Origin of the sequence: Candidatus Tumulicola sp. (assembly GCA_036490475.1) — a bacterium.
GTDB lineage: Bacteria > Vulcanimicrobiota > Vulcanimicrobiia > Vulcanimicrobiales > Vulcanimicrobiaceae > Tumulicola.
Genome location: DASXDT010000004.1, coordinates 128,268 through 148,030 on the forward strand (window position 1 = coordinate 128,268; position 19,763 = coordinate 148,030).

At 61.5% G+C, this 19,763-nt stretch carries 20 protein-coding genes and 2 tRNA genes; 7 read left to right on the forward strand and 15 right to left on the reverse strand.

Annotation, left to right across the window (positions count from 1 at the left end):
- Positions 1 to 71: 71 nt before the first annotated feature.
- Both VGF98_03545 and VGF98_03550 read left to right on the forward strand, forming a co-directional pair.
- Positions 72 to 926, forward strand: a complete 855-nt coding sequence (locus tag VGF98_03545) for a 3-hydroxybutyryl-CoA dehydrogenase (GenBank protein HEY1680697.1) — start codon at positions 72 to 74, stop codon at positions 924 to 926.
- Positions 919 to 1,713 (forward strand): enoyl-CoA hydratase-related protein, encoded by a 795-nt coding sequence (locus VGF98_03550; GenBank protein ID HEY1680698.1) that lies wholly within the window; start codon positions 919 to 921, stop codon positions 1,711 to 1,713. Before VGF98_03545 ends, VGF98_03550 begins: the two co-directional genes overlap by 8 nt.
- Here VGF98_03550 and VGF98_03555 read toward each other — a convergent pair.
- Positions 1,710 to 2,213, reverse strand: coding sequence for a TlpA disulfide reductase family protein (locus tag VGF98_03555; GenBank protein ID HEY1680699.1), 504 nt, complete (start codon positions 2,211 to 2,213; stop codon positions 1,710 to 1,712). The two genes, VGF98_03550 and VGF98_03555, sit on opposite strands and share 4 nt — an antisense overlap.
- Positions 2,210 to 3,415 carry an acetyl-CoA C-acetyltransferase gene (locus VGF98_03560; protein HEY1680700.1) on the reverse strand — a complete coding sequence of 402 codons (1,206 nt, stop codon included), beginning with the start codon at positions 3,413 to 3,415 and terminating at the stop codon, positions 2,210 to 2,212. Before VGF98_03560 ends, VGF98_03555 begins: the two co-directional genes overlap by 4 nt.
- 50 nt (positions 3,416 to 3,465) lie before the next feature.
- Between VGF98_03560 and VGF98_03565 the strand changes: the two genes are divergently transcribed.
- The gene (locus tag VGF98_03565) at positions 3,466 to 4,413 is read left to right on the forward strand and encodes a DUF2249 domain-containing protein (protein ID HEY1680701.1); all 948 of its coding nucleotides are present in this window, start codon (positions 3,466 to 3,468) and stop codon (positions 4,411 to 4,413) included.
- Here VGF98_03565 and VGF98_03570 read toward each other — a convergent pair.
- The 11 genes from VGF98_03570 to VGF98_03620 all read right to left on the reverse strand — a co-directional run bounded on the left by VGF98_03570 (position 4,410) and on the right by VGF98_03620 (position 14,792).
- Positions 4,410 to 4,844 carry a hypothetical protein gene (locus tag VGF98_03570; protein ID HEY1680702.1) on the reverse strand — a complete coding sequence of 145 codons (435 nt, stop codon included), beginning with the start codon at positions 4,842 to 4,844 and terminating at the stop codon, positions 4,410 to 4,412. The genes VGF98_03565 and VGF98_03570 overlap by 4 nt on opposite strands.
- Positions 4,841 to 5,398: a hypothetical protein gene (locus VGF98_03575; GenBank protein HEY1680703.1), complete on the reverse strand. Its 558-nt coding sequence runs from the start codon at positions 5,396 to 5,398 to the stop codon at positions 4,841 to 4,843. Before VGF98_03575 ends, VGF98_03570 begins: the two co-directional genes overlap by 4 nt.
- 12 nt (positions 5,399 to 5,410) lie before the next feature.
- Positions 5,411 to 5,908 (reverse strand): pantetheine-phosphate adenylyltransferase, encoded by a 498-nt coding sequence (gene coaD / locus VGF98_03580; GenBank protein HEY1680704.1) that lies wholly within the window; start codon positions 5,906 to 5,908, stop codon positions 5,411 to 5,413.
- Entirely contained in the window at positions 5,905 to 6,453 is a 549-nt protein-coding gene (rsmD, locus tag VGF98_03585; GenBank protein ID HEY1680705.1) for a 16S rRNA (guanine(966)-N(2))-methyltransferase RsmD, read from the reverse strand. Before rsmD ends, coaD begins: the two co-directional genes overlap by 4 nt.
- Entirely contained in the window at positions 6,450 to 8,093 is a 1,644-nt protein-coding gene (locus VGF98_03590) for a DUF885 domain-containing protein (protein ID HEY1680706.1), read from the reverse strand. Before VGF98_03590 ends, rsmD begins: the two co-directional genes overlap by 4 nt.
- 85 nt (positions 8,094 to 8,178) lie before the next feature.
- Entirely contained in the window at positions 8,179 to 8,889 is a 711-nt protein-coding gene (locus VGF98_03595; protein HEY1680707.1) for an HAD family hydrolase, read from the reverse strand.
- A gap of 15 nt (positions 8,890 to 8,904) precedes the next feature.
- Positions 8,905 to 11,562 (reverse strand): pitrilysin family protein, encoded by a 2,658-nt coding sequence (locus VGF98_03600; protein HEY1680708.1) that lies wholly within the window; start codon positions 11,560 to 11,562, stop codon positions 8,905 to 8,907.
- A gap of 46 nt (positions 11,563 to 11,608) precedes the next feature.
- Positions 11,609 to 13,660 (reverse strand): ATP-dependent DNA helicase RecG, encoded by a 2,052-nt coding sequence (gene recG / locus VGF98_03605; protein ID HEY1680709.1) that lies wholly within the window; start codon positions 13,658 to 13,660, stop codon positions 11,609 to 11,611.
- Complete coding sequence (locus VGF98_03610) at positions 13,653 to 14,609, reverse strand: 2-dehydropantoate 2-reductase (GenBank protein ID HEY1680710.1); 957 nt, start codon at positions 14,607 to 14,609, stop codon at positions 13,653 to 13,655. The genes recG and VGF98_03610 overlap by 8 nt, the downstream gene beginning before the upstream one ends.
- Positions 14,610 to 14,623: 14 nt before the next feature.
- Positions 14,624 to 14,695, reverse strand: a tRNA-Cys gene (locus VGF98_03615).
- A gap of 23 nt (positions 14,696 to 14,718) precedes the next feature.
- A tRNA-Gly gene (locus VGF98_03620) sits at positions 14,719 to 14,792 on the reverse strand.
- 89 nt (positions 14,793 to 14,881) lie between these two features.
- Here VGF98_03620 and VGF98_03625 point away from each other — a divergent pair.
- The gene (locus VGF98_03625; protein ID HEY1680711.1) at positions 14,882 to 15,679 is read left to right on the forward strand and encodes a hypothetical protein; all 798 of its coding nucleotides are present in this window, start codon (positions 14,882 to 14,884) and stop codon (positions 15,677 to 15,679) included.
- On the opposite strand, the gene VGF98_03630 is transcribed toward VGF98_03625, so the two are convergent.
- Complete coding sequence (locus VGF98_03630) at positions 15,663 to 16,358, reverse strand: hypothetical protein (protein ID HEY1680712.1); 696 nt, start codon at positions 16,356 to 16,358, stop codon at positions 15,663 to 15,665. The genes VGF98_03625 and VGF98_03630 overlap by 17 nt on opposite strands.
- A gap of 54 nt (positions 16,359 to 16,412) precedes the next feature.
- On the opposite strand from VGF98_03630, the gene VGF98_03635 reads away from it, so the two are divergent.
- The 3 genes from VGF98_03635 to VGF98_03645 are packed head-to-tail and all read left to right on the forward strand — an operon-like array spanning position 16,413 to position 17,858.
- The gene (locus VGF98_03635) at positions 16,413 to 16,784 is read left to right on the forward strand and encodes a DUF5069 domain-containing protein (protein HEY1680713.1); all 372 of its coding nucleotides are present in this window, start codon (positions 16,413 to 16,415) and stop codon (positions 16,782 to 16,784) included.
- A complete protein-coding gene (locus tag VGF98_03640; GenBank protein HEY1680714.1) occupies positions 16,784 to 17,479 on the forward strand; it encodes a dienelactone hydrolase family protein in 696 nt (231 codons plus the stop codon). Before VGF98_03635 ends, VGF98_03640 begins: the two co-directional genes overlap by 1 nt.
- Before the next feature lie 40 nt (positions 17,480 to 17,519).
- Positions 17,520 to 17,858, forward strand: a complete 339-nt coding sequence (locus tag VGF98_03645) for a hypothetical protein (GenBank protein ID HEY1680715.1) — start codon at positions 17,520 to 17,522, stop codon at positions 17,856 to 17,858.
- On the opposite strand, the gene VGF98_03650 is transcribed toward VGF98_03645, so the two are convergent.
- Positions 17,855 to 18,865 carry a hypothetical protein gene (locus VGF98_03650; protein HEY1680716.1) on the reverse strand — a complete coding sequence of 337 codons (1,011 nt, stop codon included), beginning with the start codon at positions 18,863 to 18,865 and terminating at the stop codon, positions 17,855 to 17,857. The two genes, VGF98_03645 and VGF98_03650, sit on opposite strands and share 4 nt — an antisense overlap.
- Between the last annotated feature and the right edge of the window lie 898 nt (positions 18,866 to 19,763).

Below are 19,763 nucleotides of genomic sequence, written 5' to 3' on the forward strand. Positions count from 1 at the left end.
CGAATGAACCTGCGCCTTTATCAAACCATAAACTGCGGCGCCTTTGCCGCTTGCCTCGAAGGGAACTTTTCGTGTCCGAAATCCGAACCGTCGGCGTCTGCGGCGCCGGTCTGATGGGTAACGGCATCGCGCAAACATGTGCGACCGCCGGCTTCGACGTCGTCCTGCTGGAGGTTTCGCCGAAAGCCCTCGAACGCGGCTCGGCAGCCATCGCCAAGTCGCTCGACCGTTTTGTTGACAAGGGTACGCTTTCTCGAGAGGATCGCGACGCGGTCGCGGCTCGTATTACCGCGACCGGTGACGTCGCCGATCTGAAATCGTGCGACCTCGTCATCGAAGCAATCGTCGAAAACGTCGACATCAAAACGACGCTCTTCCGGCAGTTGGACGACCTGCTCGCACCCCATGCGATCATCTGCACCAACACGTCGAGCTTGTGCGTCGTCGAGTTGGCAGCGAAAACCAAACGCCCCGATCGCGTCGCGGGCCTGCACTTCTTCAATCCAGTGCCGTTGATGAAACTCGTAGAAGTCGTCAAGACGATCGCAACGTCGCAAGAAACGATCGACGCACTGTTCGATTTCTCGCATCGTCTCAAGAAAGAGCCGATTCTCGCACAAGACACGCCCGGGTTCGTCGTCAATCGTCTGCTCGTGCCGTATCTGCTGTATGCCATCCGCCTGCTCGAAGACGGTCTAGCGTCGAAAGAAGACATCGACAAAGGCATGAAGCTCGGCTGCGGTTATCCGATGGGTCCGCTCGAACTGCTCGACTTCGTAGGATTGGATACCACGTACTACATCGCCGAAATAATGTTCGACGAGTTCAAGGATCCGATGATGGCCGCGCCGCCGTTGCTCAAGCGCATGGTGCTCGCCGGACGCCTGGGTCGAAAGAGCGGTTCGGGGTTCTACGATTATGCCTGAGCGAACGTACGCCGACATTACCGTTGCAATCGAGGGGCCGATCGCAATCGTTACGTTAAACCGTCCCGAAGTGCTCAACGCGCTGCGTTCGCAACTGCTCGAGGAGTTGGCGCACGCGCTCGATCGTCTCGACCGCGACGACAGTATCCGCGCGATCGTGCTCACAGGCGGGGACGGGAAAGCGTTTGCGGCGGGCGCAGATATCGGCGAGCTCAACGCATTGGCAAATGCCGGTGAAGGCACCGGTCAGGCGCGCAAAGGTCAAGCGCTCACGCGCGCCATCGAGCGAATGCGTACTCCGGTCATCGCAGCCGTCAACGGTTACGCGCTCGGCGGCGGATGTGAGTTGGCGATGGCGTGCGACATCATGCTCGCATCGTCAAACGCAAAGTTCGGCCAGCCCGAAGTGAATCTCGGGCTGATTCCCGGCTACGGCGGATCGCAACGCACCACGCGTCTCATCGGTAAGGGCATGGCGATGTACCTCTGCCTCACCGGCGAAACGATCGATGCAGCCGAAGCGCTGCGCATCGGACTGGTACAGCGGGTCGTCGAGCCGGACGCGCTGGCCGGTGAAGCGCGGCGCGTAGCTACTGCAATCGCATCGAAGGCGCCCCTGGCGATCGCGGCGTGTAAACGAGCCATCAACGCCGGCGCGCATCTTTCCATCGACGATGCGTTAGAGTTGGAAGCGCTGGAGTTCGGATTGCTCGTTAATACCGAAGACATCGCCGAAGGCACCGGTGCGTTTCTCGCAAAGCGCAAACCGCAGTGGAAGGGGCGCTAACGCGGCCCTAACTGTTTGACGGCGTTGGTCATCGCGAGACCGATCGCCGGATTCAGTCCCTCCCACCTCGCGCGAATATCACCCACGGGATCCACCACGACCACCGTCGGAAAACCTTGAACCGCAAAGATACCGCGAGCGTCGGCGTGTGGGTCGAGCGCAACATTCGATAGCCCGTTGCGCTGCGCGAAGTCCAGCGCGACGCCGCGCGGCTCGCCGACATCGACCGGGACAACGGTGACCGCTGGGTTGGCTTTTGCCCAGGCCCGCACCAGCGGCAACTCGACGCGGCACGGTCCGCACCACGTTGCAAAAAAGTCGAGAAAGACTACGTGTCCGCGCTGCGATGTTATGTGGAACGTGCCGCCGTCGAGCCGGCTGAAGACGGCGTGCGGCGCCGGCTCGGAACCCGGCGCGCTAAACGATCGTGGAACGATGAAGAGCTTCCACAGGACGAATCCGATCGCCAATACGGCGAGGACGTCCCACGCGCGCTTCACGCCACCTCGAAGACCGCTGCTATGCCTTGTCCGCCGCCGATACATGCCGACGCAACACCGTAACCGCCGCCGCGGCGGCGCAGTTCGTGCAGCGTCGTTAGCGCGATACGCGCACCGGACGCTCCCAACGGATGTCCCAGCGAGATCGCGCCACCGTGGGGATTCAAGCGCGCGTCGCCGGGAATGCCCATCTCGCGAAGACACGCCAACACTTGCGGCGCGAACGCTTCGTTGATTTCGATCACCGCCACGTCGTTCAGTGCCACGTCCGCACGCTGCAGTGCCCGCGGAATCGAGAAGGCGGGACCGATGCCCATGATCGACGGATCGACTCCGACCACGCCTGCGCCCGCCAGCCGGCCCATCCACTCGATACCGTCCTTACGCGCCTGTCGAGCGGTCGTTAGAACGACGGCCGCGGCTCCGTCGGTGATGCCGCTGGCGTTCCCGGGCGTCACGACGCCGTCGCGCACGAAGCGTGCCGGCAGTTTGCCCAACTTCTCCATCGTCAAGCCCGAGCGCGGCCCTTCATCGCGATCCACGACGGTCACGGTCCCCCGCGAACCCGGAACTTCGACCGGGACGATTTCCTCGGCAAAGTAGCCATCGCTTTGGGCTTCCAGAGCCCGTCCTTGGCTGGTCAACGCAAACTCATCGGATTCTTCCCGCGTAATTCCATACTGCTTGGCAAGGTTTTCGGCCGTAATCGCCATTGGAATGTTGCCATACGAATCGGTGAGAGCGGTCCAGAGCGAGTCTTCGAACGCGACGTCCCGTCCGAGGGCAAAGCCTTTGCGGGTACCCCGTACTACGTGGGGCGCCTGGCTCATATTTTCGGCGCCGCCGGCCAAGGCATACGTCGACGAACCGAGCGCGAGGGACTGGGCAGCCGATACGATGGCTTGCAAACCCGAGCCGCACAGCCGATTCAGCGTTAGGGCGGGAACGCCGACCGGAATGCCGGCTCGCAAACCGGCATGGCGAGCCAGATAAATTGCGTCGGAACTCGTCTGAATGACGTTGCCGAATACGACGTCGTCGATGCTTTCAGGCGGAACCCCGCTGCGCTCGATCGCCGCTCGCGCGGCGGCGACGGCCAGGTCGGTAGCGGTCAGCTCGGCGAGCGCGCCTCCGAAGTTGCCGAACGGCGTACGCGCACCGGCAATAATAACGATATCGTTGTCTTGCATAGGGGTAGTCATGGCGCGCGCCTTCGGCAGGCGCATCGGCGGGCCATCCCTAAACGCGGCGTATGCCGATTAGCCGCCCAGCCGCCGTCACGTTGGACGCCCGGTCCCTTTCGACCGCGTCAAAGACCGACCAGATTCTCGAAGCCTTCGACAAGCTCCAAATCGGAACGGCGCTTGAAATCAACGAGGAAACCGACCCCCGCGCGATGCGCAATGAAATGACGCAGTTACGCGCCGGAAAGTTTTCGTGGGACGCGCGAAACCTAGGAAGCAACCGCTGGACGGTTCGCCTGGAGCGGATCGACGAGAATGCCGACGGCGAAACGCTGCTCGCGCACGTCTCGCAGTTTACCGCTGCCAAGGCCGCCACCATCAAAGAGCTCGCCGGTCAAATGAGCGACCGCAGCTACAAGTCGGGCGACACGATCTTCGACGAAGGCGAGATGTGGCCGTATCTGGGCATCGTTAAAACCGGCAAGGTCATTTACACGTTGCTGTCCCCGGACGGTAAGACGCATACCATCGGCGAGCGGCTGACGCACGACACGCTGAACGAGAGCGGAACGTTCGACGGTGGTGGTGCGACCACGCGCGCGGAGGCGCTCACCGATGCGACCATCGTGACGCTGCCGAGCGAAGCGGTCATTCATGCTGCCAGGAACGATGCCGAACTAGCGCTCGGCTTTCTGATCGCGTCATCGCAGGCGCGGCGCCGTTCGATCGACACGATCGCCGATCTCGCATTCGCACACGTCTTGCAACGCGTCGCGAAGTTTCTCTTAGGTTACGCGCGAGCGTCCGTTGGGATGACGCGCGGCCTGCCTGGCGTCGAGCATCTCTCGCAAGCGCAGATTGCCGCCGCGGCCGGGACCGTTCGCGACATGGCCGCCCGTGCGCTCTTACGCCTCAAGAACTCCGGCGCGGTCGAACTCGATCGCGGTCGCGTCAAATCGATCGATCGCGCTCGGCTCGAGGCCTTCGCGCACAACGTTCAGGCGCCGCCGGTTTAGATCCGGTAGACGTCCGACGTCGCGGCCGAATCGATCAACGCTGGGTTGATGCGCGGTCCGGCACAGTTCTTGCCGTTGCGTTCGAGCGTCACTCGCACGCGCGAAACCTCGCCTCCAAAAACGTCGTCGATCGTACAGCCTGAAATCAAGCCTCGCTCTGAGGCTACCAGCACGTACCGGCCGGGCGAGAGCGTGATGTCACTAAAAAAACCGCGTGCGTCGGTGCGAAGTTCGCGAACTTCGGTGGCGTTCTCGACGTACGGCCAACGGTAATAGAGCAGCGGTTCGCCGGCCACGGGACGGCCGGTTGAAGAATTCACCACATATCCCGCGATCCCACCGCTGTCGCCGGCAATCGCTCGTCCGGCGCCGGCCCCGGCCATCGCGACAATCGCCGCGCAGCCAAGTACGAACGCCGGTGCGCGGTTCATACCTTGACGGACTCCAGTGCTGCCGTTTCTCCGGCCGTCTGGGAATCGAACGCGACGCGTTTGCTTTCGGCGGCAGCGTCGGCCAGCGGCGCTGACGCAGCAGCTTCGGCGGCAGTCGTGCGCGTGAGTGCTTCGCGGCCTTTCCGAACGGCTCCGATCGCACCCGAGAGACGGCCTTCCATCTCGCTCAAGACTCCAGCGGCGTATTCATCGGCTCCACGGCGGATCCGGTCGGAGCGCTCCTGCGCCTCACGGAGCACGACCTCGGCGGTCGTGCGAGCGCGCCGCACGATTTCGTGCTGGTCGACCAGCTCGTCGTGTTTAGACGAAGCTTGCTCGACGATCGCTTGTGCTTTCTCTTGCGCCTCGCGCATGACGCGATCCTGATCCTTTGCGATGATCTTGGCGCGACCGACCTCCTCGGGCAGCGAGGCGCGCACCTTCTCGATCAGCTCGAGCAAGCGCTCCTCGGACAGCACGCGATAGCCGGCCGGCAACCACGTGCCTTCGTGGACGTAGCCTTCAAGTTTGTCCAACACACGGTGCACCGACATGTAGATCCTCCGTTACGTGCGAGAGTCGCTGGAGCCGGACCGCTTGGTCGTCATCAGGCGCAGAGCCGGCTCTGGGACGAGTGAAGTTACGTCGCCGCCAAGAAAGAAAACCTCCTTGACAAGGCTAGAACTAACGAACGAGTAGCGCTGGTCCGACATCAAGAAGAGCGTATCGACGTCGGATAGCGAGCGGTTCATCATCGCCGTCGACATCTCGCTCTCAAAATCCGATACGACGCGCAGGCCTTTGACGATCACGTCGGCACGAGCCGCCTTGAGATAGTCGGCCAGCAAACCGCGAAAATGCTCGACGCGAATGTTGGCCGTTCCGCGCAGCGACGCTCTCAACATGTCGACGCGTTCTTCGAGCGAAAACATCGGGCTACGTTTCTGCGGGTTGACCACGATGGCGACGATCAGCTCGTCGAAGCATTTTGCCGCACGTTCCGCAATATCGAGATGTCCGAACGTCGGCGGATCGAACGAGCCGGGGTAAATCGCGCGGATCATGTGGCGGGAGCCAAAAACGCGAGTGCCACGTCGCCGTATACTTCCTGACGGACGAATCGGAAACCCGGAATGTCGGGCAGAATGCGCTTCGCGGCGTGTTCGTAGATGACGCGCGCGTCCGGCGACAATAGTTCGCGTTCGTGCAACAGGCGGAACACGTTGAGCGGAACGTCTTCGGCGTACGGTGGATCGAGATAGACCAGGTCGAACGGCCCCGTCACGCGATACAGCGCGCGTTCCGCAGGCGCTGCGACAACTTCGACCGTACCCTCAACGCCCAGCTCCTTGGCCGCTTCGGCAATTGCGGTCGCAGTTTCGCGATGTGCTTCGACCGACACGACGCGTAAAGCACCGCGCGATGCGGCTTCGAAACCGATCGCGCCCGTACCGGCGAAGAGGTCCAAGACGCGCGCGCCGTTGACCCGTTCCGCCAAGATGGAAAACAGCGACTCCTTGACGCGTCCCGGCGTCGGACGCACCTGCATGCCCTTCGGCGATTTAAGTTTACGGCTGCCGAGCGAACCGCTCGTGATGCGTGGCGTCATTTGAACTCCTCGGGCGCGATAGGGTCGAGCGCTGGTTGCAGCCACGTATCGTCGTCGAACCACTCCGAGCGTATTACCGAATATGGGACCGTACCGTACGACAACAACCGGTCGTGAAATGCGGAGAGTGGCTGCGACGTACCGTTCGCGTCTCGATAGAGGCCCAGCAGCGTCTCGATCTGAGTCTTCCCCACGAGATAATCGATCGCCTGACTCGGGTCCATCGCAAAGCGGGTCGCTTCACCACTGGCGGTGTCGGAGTCGATGCCCGCGTTCTTTTTGAAATACGCGATCGCTTGCGGCAGCGACATCGCGCCAGTCGCGAGGCCGACGTCGACACCGACGCGCGTGGCACGATGCCGCATCAGATGGATGACTTGCTTGCGGGCGGCCGGATCGGCGTCGTACAGACCGAGCCGCATCAACATCTCTTCACCGTAGAACGCCCAACCTTCGGCAAAAACGCCGTCGTCGTGCACGTGCCGGATGAAGTCGGGATTGTGATAGGCATAGCTGAACTGTAGAAAGTGTCCCGGGATGCCTTCGTGACCGAGAATCGGCAACACCGACTGGCGGGCATACGCAACGAAGAAGCTCTGATTCGACGGCGAGAAGTCCGGAACGAAGTAAAAGCCTTCCGGATCGGTTCCGAGCATCGCCGGTGGATTCATGAATCCGCCGGGATAGGTAGCGGCTAGCGCTTTCGGGACTTGGACGATGTGGAACGGTCCGACGTACGACGGGATGTCGACAACCTGGTGCGCCTTCAGAAACGATTTCAGAGTCTGCAGCGAGGATTGGTAGTGCCGTAAGAACGCGGCTTTGTTTGCAAATTTCGGCTGGGGCGGTTGCGGTAGCGAACGGTCGCGGTTTTCTTCCCACGCTTCCAACGCACGGTCGCGCGCTAATTCTTGGGTGCCGATCGCGGCGATCTGATCGGCATCGTACGGCAGCAACAGGACACGCTTTAAATACCAGTTATACTGATCGCGTCCGGGAGCGAACCCGCCCGTGTGAAACGAGGCCATATGCCCGTCGAGCCAAGCTCGGTACCCATGCAGCGCAGCTACGGCGGCCGCCGAGGCTTGACGCAGTTGCTGCCGTTGCGCGACCGGTATGTCGCGAGCCAGCTCGTCCAGCGAGGCGGTGTACAGCGAGTCGCCGTCGCGAACGTCATCCGAGGCAATCTGCGCGAACTCCGCAACGGTGTCGGTGAGATTTTGTTCGCCCTGCTTTAGCACCTCGGGACAGGCGCGCAGACGCCCGATGGCATCGGCCACGCGTTGCGTGTCGGAGGCGTACGGGCGTTTGATAATCGAGAAGATTCCGTTCGAACATTCGCCTTCGTAGACCGTCGGATTGCGTTCGAGCGGATGCAACACCGTGCGATTCCAGTAATCGCCTTCGAGATCCGACCGTACCAACAAATAGTCGACGATGTCATGGCGCGACGCGCCCGCCGGCGGCGTCTGTGCCGCCAATTCGTTTCGAAAGCCGCGTAGACGCTCCATCTGCGCCGATTGCGTCCGGGCGCTAAAATCGGCCAGCTTGTTGTCGACGTCGTGCACGCCCGCGTCGGTTGCCGACGTAGGATTCTCGTGCAACGACCACATCGTATATCGCCGTTCGAGGTCGATCAAGCTGGATCGGTACGCGTCCGGCGCGGGGCCGGAAGCCGGCGCTGCGCCTGCGAGAACGAACGATGCAGTGCAAACGGCTAGGACGCTACTCCATCGCAAGATTCGCTCCGTTCAGCAACGCGGGCAGATCGCTCAGACACTCGACGCGATAATCTGGCGGCGCGACACCGGCAGGGTAGGGAAGTTCGTCGGCGTCGATCCATACCGTTTGTAATCCGGCTTTGGCGGCGCCGGCGACGTCGATCGATGGACCATCCCCCACGTAACACGTTTGACCGGGGAGCGTCCCGAGCGTTTCGACCAGTGCATCGAAGGCGCGCGGATCGGGTTTCTGCACGCCGATATCGGCGCTAGCGATCACCGGGCCGTCGAAGCCGGCCCGCCGCGCTTTAGCAATTTGCAGTGGATTCCATCCATTACTCAACACCGCAACGCGCATTCCACAACGCTGCAACTCCCGCAATGCGTCGCGTGCGCCGGGTAGCGGCACCACGACCTGCTCGACCATGTCGAGTGCGATCGTTTTGAAGCGCTCGACGTATCGCGCGTCGGGTGCGATACCGCGTTCCGAAACGAAACGATCGACGGCTTCATCGATCGAAAAGTCGCCCGCGCGTTGACACGCCAGTAATTCGTCGATACGACGCGACTCTTCCAAGAGGTTGCGGCAGGGCGCGCCGCCATCGTCTTCGATCGTCTGCAGCATGCGCAGCATCGCAATCCGCTCGAGCTTATTGTCAATTACGAGCGTGTGGTCGACGTCGAAACCAACGCCGGCCACCTGCTTATCGTTCATCGCGCGTTCGCGACGCTAGCGCGGCCCCGGCCCGGTGACGACCCGGACGAAACCGTTCGGGCGAATGAACTTCGCCAAAGCAGCGGCAACCGCGTCGGGCGTCGCGTCGAGTTCGGCTTGCGCGTCGAGCACGTTCTGATCGAGCGGCAAGTCGAGAGACGAGTAGTTCAACAGTTCGCGCGCTACGCCGTTGTAGCTCGACTGGCGAATCGGGAAGTCGCCCATCAACAACGCTTTGCTGCGCAGGAGACGATCGGGCTGGATCGCGGTCTTTTGCAGTTGGCTCAAGATCGCAACGACTTGCCCTTCGGCGGGGACGATATTCTGCGGATCGCATCCGTAGCGAACGGTAAACGTGCCGCGCACTTTGCCGGCGCTGACCGAGCTGCCGACGTTGTAGACGTACCCGTGCACTTCACGCAGATCGTGATAGAGCATCGACGAATAGAAACCGCCCGTTAGTACCGTGTTCGCCAGTTGCAGGCGCGCCCAGTCGGGATCGGTCCGCAGGAGCGGAAGCGTTTCGACAAGCTGTACCTGCGATTGCACGCGGCCGGTCGCCGGGATCGTGACTTGGCTCGGCGCATTGGCGGCAGCGGGCGGCGGCTCGATGTTCGGCTTCGGCCCCTGTGCCGTCCAACTGGAGAAGTATTTCTCGAAGACTGATTTTGCTTCGTCGGGCGTCGTGTTCCCGATCACGACGATCGTCGTGAGATCGGGCCGGTAGGCAGATCCATACCACGCCCTGACTTGATCCAGCGTTAGCGCGCCGACGGTTTGCGGCGTTGCAAAGCGTCGCGACGGGTCGCCCGGCGGATAGAGTGCCGACATCAGCGCGACGTCGGTGAGATGGTCGGGCGACGTCATTTCGCCGGTCAACGATCCGACAGCCTGGTCTTTGACGAGTCCGAACGATTTCGGATCGAATGCCGGATGCAGTTCTTCGTCGGCCAGCAGCTGGACGCCGCGATCGAAGTCTTGCGACAGCACACGGACCCCGAAGCTCGTACCGGTGGTCGTCGTCGCGGCGATTTTGTCCAGTTCGGTCGCGAGACCGACGCGATCGTAGGTCGTCGTTCCGTACGGCAGCAGCCCGGCCGTCACGTCGGCAACGCCTTCTTGGCCGGCCGGTTCTTGGACGTCGGTGTTATTTTGAATTTGTCCACTGACGACCACGGTGTGCGTGATCGTTTCGGGCTGCACGATCAATCGGATGCCGTTCGACAGACGCATGTCGGTCGGGTTGATGGTTTGCGAGGGGACGTGCAAGTTGGCGAGGATCGATTGCGCCCAGCTCGGCAACGGCTCGTGTTTGCTGGGTGGAATGGAGTTATTTTCGGCGGCCATCGATCCGCCGCCGCTAGCGGCGCCGGCATTCTTCGGAACGGCGTACGCCGCTACCGCCGTCGTGTTATTCAAGTAGGTGCGTAGAATGCGATTGACGTCCGCGACGCTTACGTTCTTAAAGTGCGAAATCATGTCGTCGGGCGAACCGAGGCCTTGGACCGCGACGGCTTGGCTCCACTCGTTGGCCAGACCCTCGATCGAATTTCCGTTGAACTCGAGCTCGGAGACTTCGCGCAACTTGGCGGCTTCGACCAGGTCGGCGGGGACGCCATTGGTTCGGTACGCGTTGATGATGCCGCGGATTTCCGCGTCGACGTCTTGTGGTTTGGACGTCACGGGAACGGCCGCAAACGCGATACCGATACCGGCCTTGGTAAAGGTTTGCTCGTCGAACTCGACGCCCAACGCTTTACCCGTGAACGGAAGCGCTCCGAACGTGCTGCGTTGATTGTTGAGCACATCGCCGAGGATTTGCGATGCCGCGTAATCCGGACTGTCGTAACCCGGCATGCGGTAACCGATCAGCACCGCGGTATACGGCTGATCCGATGTCTCGTGATACGTCGCTCCGTGAAGCGGCTGCAAATGTACCGGGTCGCGTGCCGGCAACTTGGCCGACGGAATATCGCCGAAGAGCTGTTTGACCCGGGCGATCGTCTGCGCGCCGTCGACGTTTCCGACGATGACGTACACCGCGTTATTCGGGTGATACCAGCTGTGATAGAACTTGAGGAGTTGGGCTGAATTAACGTCGTTCTTGAAGCCTTGTACGGTACCCAAACCGTCTTTGTTGTACGGCGTGCCGCCGACCAAACGATTTTGCATCTTCACGAACAGCCGGTAGATCGCGTCGCTGTTGTCTTGCGTCACCTCTTGGGTGATCGCGCCGCGCTCCTGGGCCCATTGGTCGGGCGCCATGATCAAGCCCGTCGCTCGCGAGCGCTCGACGCGCAATGCGATGTCGAGATACTGCGACGGAACCGTAAAGTAATATTGGGTGACGTTGTTCTGCGTATCGGCGTCGAAGTTGCCGCCGGTGATGCCGATCGTTTCCATCAGCGACGACGACGACATCGTCTTGCTCCCGCGGAACATCATGTGTTCCGTCGCATGGGCAAGCCCGTCGATCCACTGCTCGTTGGAACCGACCTTGTAGTTGAGCATCGTCGTGACGACCGGCGCCAGCGTGTCGCGTACGACCACGACTTGCAGGCCGTTCGATAAGGTGGCGCGCGTCACGTCGCCGGCCGCACGGGCAGCGACGGAAGAACAACAGAATACCGTTAACGTCGCAAGCGCAGCGACGAGAATTCGTGAAAATCGCATCCCTAACTCTTCTTCTAGCAGCGGCACGACTCCCCGAGCACCGCCGTTACGACGAGAGTAACAGGCTCCGCGTACTCGGTTGCCGTTCGAGCGCAGCACGCAGCCCGGCATGGTCGGGTGCGCTCAGGCTTTCGTCGCCGCGAACGATCGCCTCAGCCTCGGTCTTGGCCTGGCCGTAGATTCCCAGGTCGCGAGTGAGATCGGCATACCGTAGACCGTCGGAGCCGGACTGCGCCGTGCCGGCAAAGTCACCCGGGCCGCGCAATTGCAGGTCCTCCTCTGCGATTTCGAAGCCGTCGGTCGTTCGCGTCAGAATCCCGAGCCGGTCGCGCTCTCCGGCTTCGTCGTCGTACACCAGAATGCAGTACGACTCCAATGCGCCTCGTCCGACGCGCCCACGCAGCTGATGCAACTGCGCGAGACCGTACCGGTGTGCGTCGAGCACGACCATTACCGTCGCATTGGCGACGTCGATCCCGACCTCGATGACGGTGGTCGCAACCAGAACGTCGATTTCGCCGCGTGAAAAACGCATCATCGTTTCGTCTTTTTCGCGCTGCGGCATGCGCCCGTGCAACAGGCCGATCCGTGCGCCTTTCGCCGGACCGCGGCCCAAGCGCTCGAACTCCTCCACTGCGCCGGTCAGACCGGTCTCGCCCTCTTCGATGGCCGGGGTCACCACGTACACTTGGCGGCCAAGCCGCACGTGTTCGGCGACGAATTCCTCGACGCGCACCTTTCGGCTGCTGCGAACGGCGAACGTCTGGATCGGCGTTCGTCCGGGCGGTAACTCGTCGATCGTCGAAACGTCGAGGTCGGCATAGATCGACTGCGCCAGGGTACGCGGTATCGGCGTGGCCGTCATGTGCAGCGTGTGCGGGGCGCCGCCTTTGGCACGCAAACGCGCCCGCTGCTCGACCCCGAAACGATGTTGTTCGTCGATGACGACCAGCCCCAACCGATCGAACTCCACGCTCTCGGTCAAGAGAGCGTGCGTTCCGATCGCGAGCGCCGCTTCGCCCGACGCAAGGCGCGAGAGCGCCGCAGTTCGCGAGCGTTGCGACTGCGCTCCAAATACGGCTTCGACCCCAATCCGGAGCGGAACCAGGAGCGGGGCCAACTTGGCTGCATGTTGCGAGGCGAGTAGTTCCGTTGGAGCCATCAATGCCGATTGGAGACCGTTTCGTGCGGCGAGTACGACCGCGGCAGCAGCGACGAGCGTCTTTCCGCTACCGACATCGCCTTGCAGCATGCGATTCATCGGAACGTTTCGCGACATGTCGTGCCATATTTCGGAAATGACGCGCAACTGTGCTCCGGTTAAAGCAAACGGTAACGCGGCTGCGAATTCGTCGAGTAAGCCGGGATCGGCACGCAGTTCGCTCGCGTCGGTTTCTCGTTCGCGCCGCAGGCGGCGCAGTTGCGCCGCGGCCGCCAACGATAAAAACTCCGAAAACACGAAGCGCTCGCGCGCGAGCGCCACGTCTTGCGGGTCCGCGGGACGATGCACCGCGCGATATGCCTCCTCGAGCGATGGATAGCCGCGCCGTTTTGCAATCGACGGCGGTAACGCGTCGTCGCTCGCATATTCCAGTAACCGCGCGAAGTTGTCGCGTACGACCGAGGCGATTTTGCGGCTCGCCAGTCGCTTACTAGCACGATACACCGGCACGAGTTCGCCGCGGTACGCTTCTCCTTCGACGAGCGAGGCGTAATGGGAAACGTTGACGGTGGCGAGCGTCAATGCACGCTCGACGCGCCCTCGTACGTACAGGCGCATGCCTTCGTGCAAACGGCCGTATACGAAGCGCCGGCGGCCGATCCACTTTGCAGCAAACGGCGAGCCCTCATCGTCGCGCATCGAGGCTTCGACGATCTCAAGATCGCGTATGCGACGCTCCTTGAGGGCCACGATCGTACCCACGGCATTCTCTTCACCGCCGGCGACTCCCAAATCGCGCGCCGGCGTTGGGAATCGTAAGTCGTCATACCGGAACGGGAAGTATTCCAGAAGGTCGGATGCGGTCGCGATTCCGAGCTCCAGAAAGAGCGGCGCAGTTTTGGGGCCGACCCCGCGAAGCTTCGAGATGTCAATCACGAGATGCCGGCGCGCTCAGGCGTTGCAACTGATGATAGGCTGCGCGAACGTGCGGCACATCGACGTCATAGCGTCCGGCAAGCTCGACGACGGCACCCAACATCGGGTCGATTTCGAGCGGTTTGTCCGACCGAAAATCCTGTAACATCGAAGTGCGTACGTCGTCCAGACGGGCCGCGTACGCGATGCGCGCGTCGATGTCGGCGTCGGCGACGACGCCCATCGCGCGTCCGACGTCCAGCGTTTCGTGCATCAAACGGCGAACCTCGGCGACTTGCCGCTCGTTGCCGAGCATCGTGCGGATCGACGCGTCTTCGAGCGTACTGACGGAGTTCAATCCCACGTTGTTGACGAGCTTTAGCCAGGCGATCGCACGAATGTCATCGTCGACTTCCGCATGCAAACCGGCGTCACGCATGATGCTCGCGATTGCCGCGACGCGCGGCTGCGCCGTCGCCGCAACCCCACCCAAGACGTAGCGCAAACCTCCACTCTGAACGATGCTTCCGGGAGCTTCGACCCGCCCCGAAACGTGAACCACACCCCCGACGATGCGCTCGTCTTCGAACGCGCTCCCGAGCACGCCACCGGGATCCACCGACTGCAACGCGGGTCGACGCACGTACCAAAACGGCACGCCGTTCTGCAGCGTCACGATCGTCGCGCCGGAATAACGCGGGTCGGACAGACTTTGGACCAGCGACGGTTCCCATTGGTGCGATTTGAAGGCCAGCACGAGCGCGTCGAAGCTTCCTAACGCGCGGACGTCTTCGGCGGCCTCGACGCGGACGTCAAACGAGCCGAGATCGCTTCGAACGTGCAGTCCGTTCCGCCGAATGGCCTCGAGGTGGGCGCCGCGTGCAACGACGCCGACGGCCACTCCGGATCGCGCGAGCGCGGCGGCGACGAAACCGCCGATCGCGCCGGCACCGATTACCGCAATCCGCATTTACAAAATCGTTGAGGCGACGGGCAGATTTGAACTGCCGGATGGGGCTTTTGCAGAGCCCTGCCTTACCACTTGGCTACGTCGCCACGACACCGTCCGATTAGGACACTGGAGCGGGTAGTGGGAATCGAACCCACGCGTCGACCTTGGGAAGGTCACAGGCTACCATTACATCATACCCGCGGTCGGTTGGTCCGCACACTACCACGGTTACGGATGAAACCCTTGGACAACCCATGGTTTCACCCGCGAGCGCTCGAAAACCGTCCGCCGTGACCTGGGTCTACCTGGTGCCGCCATGGCTACTATTCGCCGGCGTCTTATTCGTGGCCATCGGGCTGTCGACGCTCGGGCTGTGGGTGAGCCGCCAGGTACTCAATCGCCGCGAAGAACTGACGCATAACGACGTCGCAGGCCCGATCATCGCCACGGTCGGAACGATTTTGGCCGTGATCCTTTCGTTTCTGCTGGTGACCGTTTGGCAGGAGTACGACGGCGTCGCCGCCACCGTGGTGCAAGAAGAGAGTGCCGTGGCCGACCTGTTTCGCCTTTCCGACCATCTGCACGAGCCCGCATCGATGACGTTGCGCTCCCTGATGCGTTCCTACGTTAACGAGGTCGTCGAGCGAGAGTGGCCGGCGATGCGTCGCGGAGAGAGCAGCCCGACCGCCAGGAAAGAAATCCTGGACACCATTTCGGTATTGTCGGCGTATGAGCCCAAGACCACCGGCGATGCGACCCTTCAGGATCACGCGCTGACGCTCGCGACGACCATTGCCGATTCGCGTCGCTCCCGGCTCTTTGCAAATCAGCAGGGCATCCCAATGTTCTTTTGGGTGGGCGATATTCTATTGGCAGCGATTACGATCGGCTTCTGCTTCTTATTCCGCGTGCGCAGTTTCGGCGCGCACTTGCTCATGACGGCCGGCCTTACGACCGTCATCGCTACCATTTTCGTGCTGATCGCCCTCTTCGATTACCCGTTCAGAGGCGACAGCCAGATAAAGCCGACGGTCTTCATGTCGCTGCAACAGACGATGGGCGGCGCGCTCCCTATCCAATCAGACTGACGGAACGCGATAACACGATAGCGATCGTCGCAAACGAGACCGCCGCCTCGATCATCATTGCCGTTTTAGCTCGGCGAGACAACGGCAGCGCGTCCGCCGGGCTGAAGGCCGTCGCATTGGTGAATGCCAGATAGAGATAGTCAAAAAACGCGGGCGTCCAATGCGGGTCGTAGGCGCTGGGACAGGTCGTCTCCGAGAACGACATCTGCGGAAACAGAAAATCCGGCCTATGCGAGCCGTGCGCCGCAGCATCCCGCTCGCGGATCGCGGGACCGCCGCCATCCAATTCCCAAAACCACAATCCGAACACCAAGACGTTGGTCAACCAAATTTGCCCGCCGTTGCGCAACAGCACCAACGCCGAGTCGAACGTTTTCGCCTTTACCGGATGGAAGAACGCGGCGATCAATAATACGATCGACGCGATATTGAAAAAGTTGACGATCGCGATCGAGAGCAATCCGAGAACTCGTATGCGACGATTATCTGCTGCTCGTCGCGGCGCTAGATAGAATAACGGCACCAGCACCAGCAGCACGAGCAGCGGTGCGATCCAAACGGGTCCTATCGTTAGGCGAGGCGGCAGCGTAATGTAGAGCGACAACGCGGCGCCTACGGCTAGCACTGCATGCCAGCGCGGTTCGTGACGAATCGTATACGAGGGTTCGCGCTTGGCCATTGGGCTCGGGGTTCGCGTACGGGCACGCGCAACCCGCCGCCGCTGGATGGTATCATGACGCGTATGCCGACCGATTTTCGCGATGGTCAAACCTTTCCGCGGCCCGGACGCCAAACAGCCGGCGACGCGATGTGGCTATTCCGCCTTTCCGATAAAGCCCGTGCGGCCAAAGCGGGCACCATTCACGACTATATCTATCCATGTCCGATGGACCGCGGCGTACTAGAACGCTGGGGAGTTGCAATCACCGAATTCGAAGCCGCGCTCGACGAGTACGGCGACGATGCAACGCTGATGGTTTGGTTCCGCACGCGCGTTCTTCCCGAAGCGGTGCAAAGCGCGAACACCTGGCTGCAAGACGAGAAATCGGAGAACATGGATCGCCAGGACCGCGAAGAGGGCGTAGCTCCTTCCACGAACGCGTGATGGGCGAGCGCGTCGAGTTCGTACGTCCCGACGGGACGAAGGCGCCGGGATATCGTTCCGAACCGAATCACGGCGGCCACGCGCCAGGCGTCGTGCTTTTCGAAGAGTGGTGGGGGTTAAACGATCAAATCGTCGAGACCGCGGATCGTCTAGCCAGTCGCGGTTTTCGCGTGCTCGTTCCGGATCTGTACCGCGGTAAAGTCGCCGCGACCGGAGACGAAGCCAATCATTTGATGGAGGGACTAGATTTCATCGACGCCGCAACGCAAGACGCGCGCGGTGCGGCGGCATTTCTACGAAGCCACGAATCTGACCGCATCGGCGTTTTGAGATTTTGCATGGGCGGCGCGCTCGCCATGCTCGCCGCGATGCACGATACCGACTTCGACGCAGCAGTTGTTTTTTATGGATATCCGCCGGCCGAAGCCGGCGATCCGTCGCGCATCGGCATCCCGATTATGGGGCACTGGGCCGAACGCGATGACTTCTTCCCCATGCAAGGCGTTGACGAAATCGAACGCGCCCTACAACGCGGCGGCGTTCCATACGAATTCTATCGATACGATGCGGGACACGCTTTTTATAATCCGGGCGGGATCGGCAACCACCATCCAGAGCATGCCGAAACGGCATGGGAGCGTAGCGTCGACTTTTTGGATCGCATGCTACGCCCGCCGGATTATCGAGCAGACTAACATACCGGAAAGGCAAATTACGCCCGACGGTCGCTACTTTGTGATTCGCGGCAGATTGTGGCGATCGTCCAATCCACACTTAAGCGAAACGGCGCGCGAACAACTCGTGCGAGACCTCATGGCGGCGCGTCGCGCCGTCGGTGTCGCGAAGCGAACGGCCGATCGCGACGGCGAAGTGGCCGCTCGCGCCCGAGTCGATCTCGCCAAACACGCTCTCGGCGAGCGCGGACCCGTTTGGTGGACCGACGGATCACCCGATTACAATCGGCATCTCGTGCGCTCAACGCCGTACGCCGAATGGCACACGTTGCTCGCGCGTCACGAAAACGAGCGTGCGGATTCCGGCGAGCAGAGCTCGCCGGAGAACCCCGCCGATTAAATCGGTGACTGCACCGTGCCGATCACGGTTGCAGCAAGCCCTTTGTTGAAGCTGTACATGTATTTTCCGCTCGGATAGCCGTACACGTCGACCGAGGTGTTCGTCTTGTCGCCGCACGCGAGGGTCGCTTGCGCTTTATCGAGCGAACATTGCGGGGACGAACCCTTCAACGGATACGTCTTGGGTTTACCGGTGTACGGCGGCGCGTAGACGTTGAGCGTTTGATTGGAGTCGTCCGTAATAATCAGATCGTCTTTCTTATCGAACGTGGGCGCTCCCGGATTGACAAGTGCGAAGTTCTTGACGGGTTTGCCCGGCATCTTCCCGCCGGCGAACAGCAACAGCCCGGTGGCGTACGAGGAATCGTAATATGGAACGTACAGGTCGTCTTTCGAATCGACGCCGACGCCGGCCACTAAGAAGAAGTTTGCGTTGGTAAGGTATTTGGTCGTCTTCTTCGCGCCTTTGGCGTACACGGCCACGTTACCGCCCGTGCTCGACGGTCCCAAGATGTTGTTGACGTACGTGATGCCCTTTGAACTGAACGCAATGCCGGCCGGCTGGCCGTTCGAGTCGGCGAGGGTCGTTACGAGCGCGCCGCAATTCGGTTTGAACTCGACGATGTCGGGCGATCCGTTCGCGCCGAGCCCTTCGGGCACCCAAAGATTGCCGGCACTGTCTACGCCGAGGGTATTGATGCCCTCTCCAGTGCTTGCGATCGTACAAGTGGCCGGCTTATTGTTTTTATTGCCGGCGGCGAACACCAAAACCGGGGCTGACGCCGTCGTGTCGTACGACGCAACGGAGACCTGCGCTTTGACTGCAGCAGGATCGACGAAACGGAGTTGGCTGCGATTCGGTGCCGCGGCGCCCATGCTGCCGAGCGATACGAGCGTAGATGCAGCTGTGGCGTTGGGCGGAGCGTACGACGCACCGCCGGAGCAACCGGCGAAAGTAGCGGCGACGAAGAGCGCGGCCGCCGTGCGCGTGCGATGCGGGGTGTGCATAATGCTGGCTCCTACAAATAGCAACGAGCCGCCCCTCACATATAATGAGGAGCAGCTGAGATGGTGCCAAGGGCCGGAACCGAACCGGCGACACCGCACTTTTCAGGGCTGAACATCCCCTTGAGTGCACGTCGGCCGCCGTCGTCTCCACGACGCCCTCAGCGTGATATAGAGGTAAGTCGGGTGGCTAGCGGTGTCCTTCCAAGGCAGTCGTCCTCGCGAAAGTCTGGACGATAAGGCTGGGAGCACACGAGACAAAAAAGACGCAGCGAGTGATCGCTCCGTCTAGTAGGGGGGGCTAGCCCTCCCTTCAGGTCCGCTCGTGTCCGCAACCCTGCTTATCAGCGTCTAACTCGCCAGGGAAGATATACGTGTCGCTGATGGTTACCGGATCTTAGCTGCTCCCGCGGGCGCGCTCGGAGTCGAAAAAAACGGGGGCCGTAAAGCCCCCGCTCGCCTCATTAGGTCGTCAAATTAGGACCCGGCGGCTGCACCAAACGGATCCGAAAGTCCGCTTGTAATAGTGTAAGGGCTTCCGGCACCGGCCGGTGCAACTACCACGTCTCCAGCTGTTCCGAGTGGAATGTATTGCGATCCGTCGGGCGCGGTCGTCAAATAATACACTGTGCTGCCATAGGGTGCGGACGATGCAAGCGTCCAGCTAGGCGGCGTGTAGTACTTTACGTCTGACCCGATCGCTACACCGAGATTGCCTGACAGTGAGAACGTTAATCCTTCGGGGTATAGCGTCGTGGTGGTGGGATAGGACCCATCATGCGGCCACTGATTCCTGTGGAAGTTGGCTAGTTTCGTAGGTCGCGAGGAACTCCTCGGGTGTTAGTCCGTTCAGCGAGCTATGCGGATGCGAACCGTTATAACCGCATCGCCAATCGTCCGC